Genomic DNA, 3,801 nt, shown 5'->3' with positions numbered 1-3,801 from the left:
CCTACGGCAGCGCGCCGCTGCCGGGCGGCACGTTCGCGGCGCCCGCGGGCGCCGCATTCGCCGCGCTCGCGTTCGACGCGCCCGGCTCCCGCCTCGTCGGCGTCTTCTTCGACGCGAGCGGGGCGGTGCCGACGCAGGTGTTCAGCGTCGCGACCCACGGCGGCACGACGTTCGATCCTGCGCTGACCGCGCCCGTCGACGCGGGATGCTGCGCGTTCGCGTCAGGCATCGCGGCGTGGCGCGCGACGAGCCAGGACCTGCTCATGGTCGGCCGCCGCGACGGCGACAGCGAGGACCAGCTGCTGCGCTTCGACTTCGCGGGCGGCAGCGCGATGCCCGCGGCGTACCCGATCGCGGGCGACCGCGTCGTCTCGCTCGCCGTCGACGCGTCGAACGGCGACGTCTACGCGATCCTGCGCAGCGCGCTCGACTTCAGCTACCTCGCACGCGTGACCTGGACCGTGCCCGGCTCGCCGGTCACGCTGTCCGCGATCGGCAGCGCGCCCGCGACGTGCTGCTTCGTCGGCAGCGGACCCGCCACGATCGACGGGCCTGCGGGCGCACGCGCGCTGTACGTGCTCGGCAAGGACGCGACCGCGCCGGCGGCGATGCAGCTGTACGCGTTCGACCTCGTCAGCGGCGCGCCCGCGGTCGCCAACCCCGCGATGCTCGGTTACGGCCTCTGGACCGATGGCGCGGCTGTCGCCGACGACGTGATCTTCGCCGACGGCTTCGACTGAAGCGCCGTCACGCCGACGCCTCGTGCGGCCCGCACGAGGTGTCGGCGCTCGCCGTGCCGTGGTCGGCGGTCGGCCCTCGCGACGCACGGCTTCTTTCGCGCAGCGCGGCGTTCCCGCGAGGTTCCGCTCGCCTCGGCGGCGAGCACCCGCCGTCATTCCGGCGAAAGCCGGAATCCAGCTCTTCGTGTAGGCGGCTGAAGGCTTCGGTCGTGTCGCGCCGCGCAAGGCTTCTTTCGCGCAGCGCGGCGTTCCCGCGAGGGTCCGCTCGCCTCGGCAGCGAGCACCCGCCGTCATTCCGGCGAAAGCCGGAATCCAGCTCTTCGTGTAGGCGGCTGAAGGCTTCGGTCGTGCCGCGCCGCGCATGGCTTCTTTCGCGCAGCGCGGCGTTCCCGCAAGGTTCCGCTCGCCTCGGCGGCGAGCGCCCGCCGTCATTCCGGCGAAAGCCGGAATCCAGCTCGTCGTGTAGGCGGCGGAAGGCTTCGGTCGTGCCGCGCCGCGCAAGGCGTCTTTCGCGCAGCGCGGCGTTCCCGCGAGGTTCCGCTCGCCTCGGCGGCGAGCGGGTGCCTTCTCTTTGCTTGCCCAAAGAGAAGGCACCAAGAGAAAGGGCACCCCGCGTCGCCGCCCGCGAGGCTTTGCCTCGCGGGTCCGCGGTCGTCGGCCGGTTGCGCCGACAGCGCATCCGTGCGCTGACGGCGCAATGCGTGCGATCCATCGCGCGCACCCTTCGGGCCATTTCGGCCGCCGCCCGCCGGCGCCGAGGGGACGCGGATCGAGCAAGAGCAGAAGCGGAAGGAGCGGAAGCGGGAGAGCAGAATCGAAACGGTTCCCCGTCGTAGTCCCGGTGAAGGCCGGGACCCAGCAACTTCGGCCCGACCCGGCAGCGTCGTCGCGTCAGAGGTCGCCGTGGATCGCTTGCAACGCGGCGAGCGCCGCGAGCCCCGCGGTCTCCGTGCGCAGGATGCGCGGCCCGAGCCCGAGCCCGCGAAAGCGCGCCTGCGCGAGCGTCGCGAGGTCGTGCTCGGAGAGGCCGCCCTCGGGACCGACGACGAGCGTCGCGCGCGTGCCGGGTTCGAGCGAGCGCGCACTCGCATCGCCGTGCGGGTCGAGCACGAGGCGCAGCCCGGCCTCGTCGCCGAGTGCGGCCGCCCAGTCGGCGAGCTTCATCGGTGCGGCCAGCTCGGGCAGGCGGTTGCGCCCGCACTGCTCGCACGCGGACGCGAGCACCGCGTGCCAGTGCGCGAGGCGCCGCCCGGCGCGCTCGGCGTCGAGCTTCACCTCGGTGCGATCGGTCACGAGCGGCACGATGCGCGCGACGCCGAGCTCGGTCGCCTTCTGCAGGATCCAGTCCATCTTCTCGCCGCGTGCGATGCCCTGGCCGAGCGTGATGCGCAGCGGGCTCTCGCGGTCGGCGCCCGGTACGGGCTCGAGCACGTGCGCCGTGACCGCGCGCTTGGTGAGCGAGGCGATCTCGCCCTCGAACTCGCCGCCCTCGCCGTCGAACAGGCGCAGCGGATGGCCGCGCTCGAGTCGCAGCACGCGCGCGAGGTGCTCGCCGGCCTGCCCCGGCAGGTCGACGTCGATGCCCGGCTGAAGCCGCTGCGGAACGTGGATTCGGGGAATGCGCATGGACTCTTCCGCGACATGAACGACGGATGCAACGCGACGGCGCACGACGTACATCCCGAGCGCGCACAGTACCGCGCGACGCCAATCACGGGTAGTGCGTTACGCTTCGCGATCCAGCGGAGAACGCCATGCCCCCATCGACGCCACCGGGTCGCGTCCGCGGCGATGCCAACCGCCGCACGATCGACGGGTACGAAGCCTGCGCGCGTGACTACGCGGCCGCGGTCGATCCGACGCGTTCCGGCGTCGGCGAAGCCGCGCTGCGTCGCCTCGCCGGCGACGTGCCGCGCGGCGCGCGCGTGCTCGAGATCGGCTCGGGCCCGGGCTGGGATGCGGATTTCCTCGAGGGGCTCGGCGTCGCGATCGATCGCACCGATGCGGCGGCCGCGTTCCGCGAGTTCCAGGCGGCGCGCGGTCGTGCGGTCGCGCCGCTCGACGTCGTCGAGGACGCGCTGCCCGGTCCCTACGATGCGATCGTCGCGCTGTGCGTGTTGCAGCACGTCGAGCGCGAGCGGTTCGACGACGTGCTGCGCAAGATCGCGGGCGCCCTGCATCCGCGCGGCCTGTTCCTCGCCTCGATGCGCGAAGGCGAGGGCGACGGCTGGGAACACGACGAGTCGGGCGACTACCGGCTCGTGTTCTGGTCCGCCGATGCGTTGCGTGCACGGTTGCGCGAAGCCGGCCTCGACGTCGAGTGGGAGGCGCGCCACCACGGCCGCGGCGACTGGCTCTACTTCGTCGCGCGCCGGCGATGAGCGGAATCCGACGCGCATGAAGACCGGTTCGCGCGGCAATCGCGCCGGCGTCGTACGCTACCGGTTTGCACCGGAGGCGCCATGACCCGACGCGGCTGGATCCTGTTCCTCGCCCTCAGCGTGATCTGGGGCGTGCCGTACCTGCTCATCCGCATCGCGGTCGCCGAGATCGATCCGCTCGTCGTCGCGTTCGGCCGCACGACGATCGGCGCACTGCTGCTGTTGCCGGTCGCGCTGCGCGCCCGTGCGCTCGCGCCTGCATTCCGCCACTGGAAACCGCTGCTCGCGTTCACGCTCATCGAGATCAACGGGCCGTGGCTGCTGCTCGGCCACGCCGAGACGCGCCTGACCAGTTCCACCGCAGGCCTGCTCATCGCGATCGTGCCGCTGATCGCCGCGGTGATCCTCACCCGGCTCGGCCACGACCGCTTCGGCACGCGCCGCCTGCTCGGACTCGGCCTCGGCTTCGCCGGCGTCGCCGCGCTCGTCGGCCTCGACATCCATCTCGACAACCTGCCCGCGGTCGGCGCGGTCGTGCTCACGTCGATCGGCTACGCGATCGGCCCGATCATCATCGACCGCAAGCTCGGCGGCGTGCCGCCGCTCGGCGTCGTCACCGCCTCGCTGATCCTCGCGAGCCTCCTGTACGCGCCGTTCGCACCGTTCCTCTGGCCACACGA

Annotated in this window: 4 protein-coding genes; 3 read left to right on the top strand and 1 reads right to left on the bottom strand. The window is 72.7% G+C overall.

Annotation, left to right across the window (positions count from 1 at the left end):
* The coding region (locus VI238_RS07210; protein WP_331649944.1) for a hypothetical protein at nucleotides 1-740 on the top strand (740 nt) is incomplete at its 5' end.
* A gap of 891 nt (nucleotides 741-1,631) precedes the next feature.
* Here VI238_RS07210 and VI238_RS07205 read toward each other — a convergent pair.
* Nucleotides 1,632-2,366 carry a 16S rRNA (uracil(1498)-N(3))-methyltransferase gene (locus VI238_RS07205; RefSeq protein ID WP_331649942.1) on the bottom strand — a complete coding sequence of 245 codons (735 nt, stop codon included), beginning with the start codon at nucleotides 2,364-2,366 and terminating at the stop codon, nucleotides 1,632-1,634.
* A gap of 128 nt (nucleotides 2,367-2,494) precedes the next feature.
* Here VI238_RS07205 and VI238_RS07200 point away from each other — a divergent pair, with 128 nt between their 5' ends.
* Nucleotides 2,495-3,121 carry a methyltransferase domain-containing protein gene (locus VI238_RS07200; protein ID WP_331649940.1) on the top strand — a complete coding sequence of 209 codons (627 nt, stop codon included), beginning with the start codon at nucleotides 2,495-2,497 and terminating at the stop codon, nucleotides 3,119-3,121.
* An 81-nt stretch (nucleotides 3,122-3,202) separates the two neighbouring features.
* Nucleotides 3,203-3,801, top strand: a 599-nt coding sequence (locus VI238_RS07195; RefSeq protein WP_331649938.1) for a DMT family transporter, incomplete at its 3' end; no start/stop codon positions are given.

The organism is Dokdonella sp., from assembly GCF_036518555.1.
Lineage (GTDB): Bacteria > Pseudomonadota > Gammaproteobacteria > Xanthomonadales > Rhodanobacteraceae > Dokdonella_A.
This window is presented reverse-complemented; position numbering and strand designations above follow the sequence as displayed.

What these genes read in the sequence shown, in the direction of transcription:
- VI238_RS07205 (WP_331649942.1), bottom strand. Translation starts at nt 2,366, where the DNA reads ATGCGCATTCCCCGAATCCACGTTCCGCAGCGGCTTCAGCCGGGCATC.
- VI238_RS07200 (WP_331649940.1), top strand. Translation starts at nt 2,495, where the DNA reads ATGCCCCCATCGACGCCACCGGGTCGCGTCCGCGGCGATGCCAACCGC.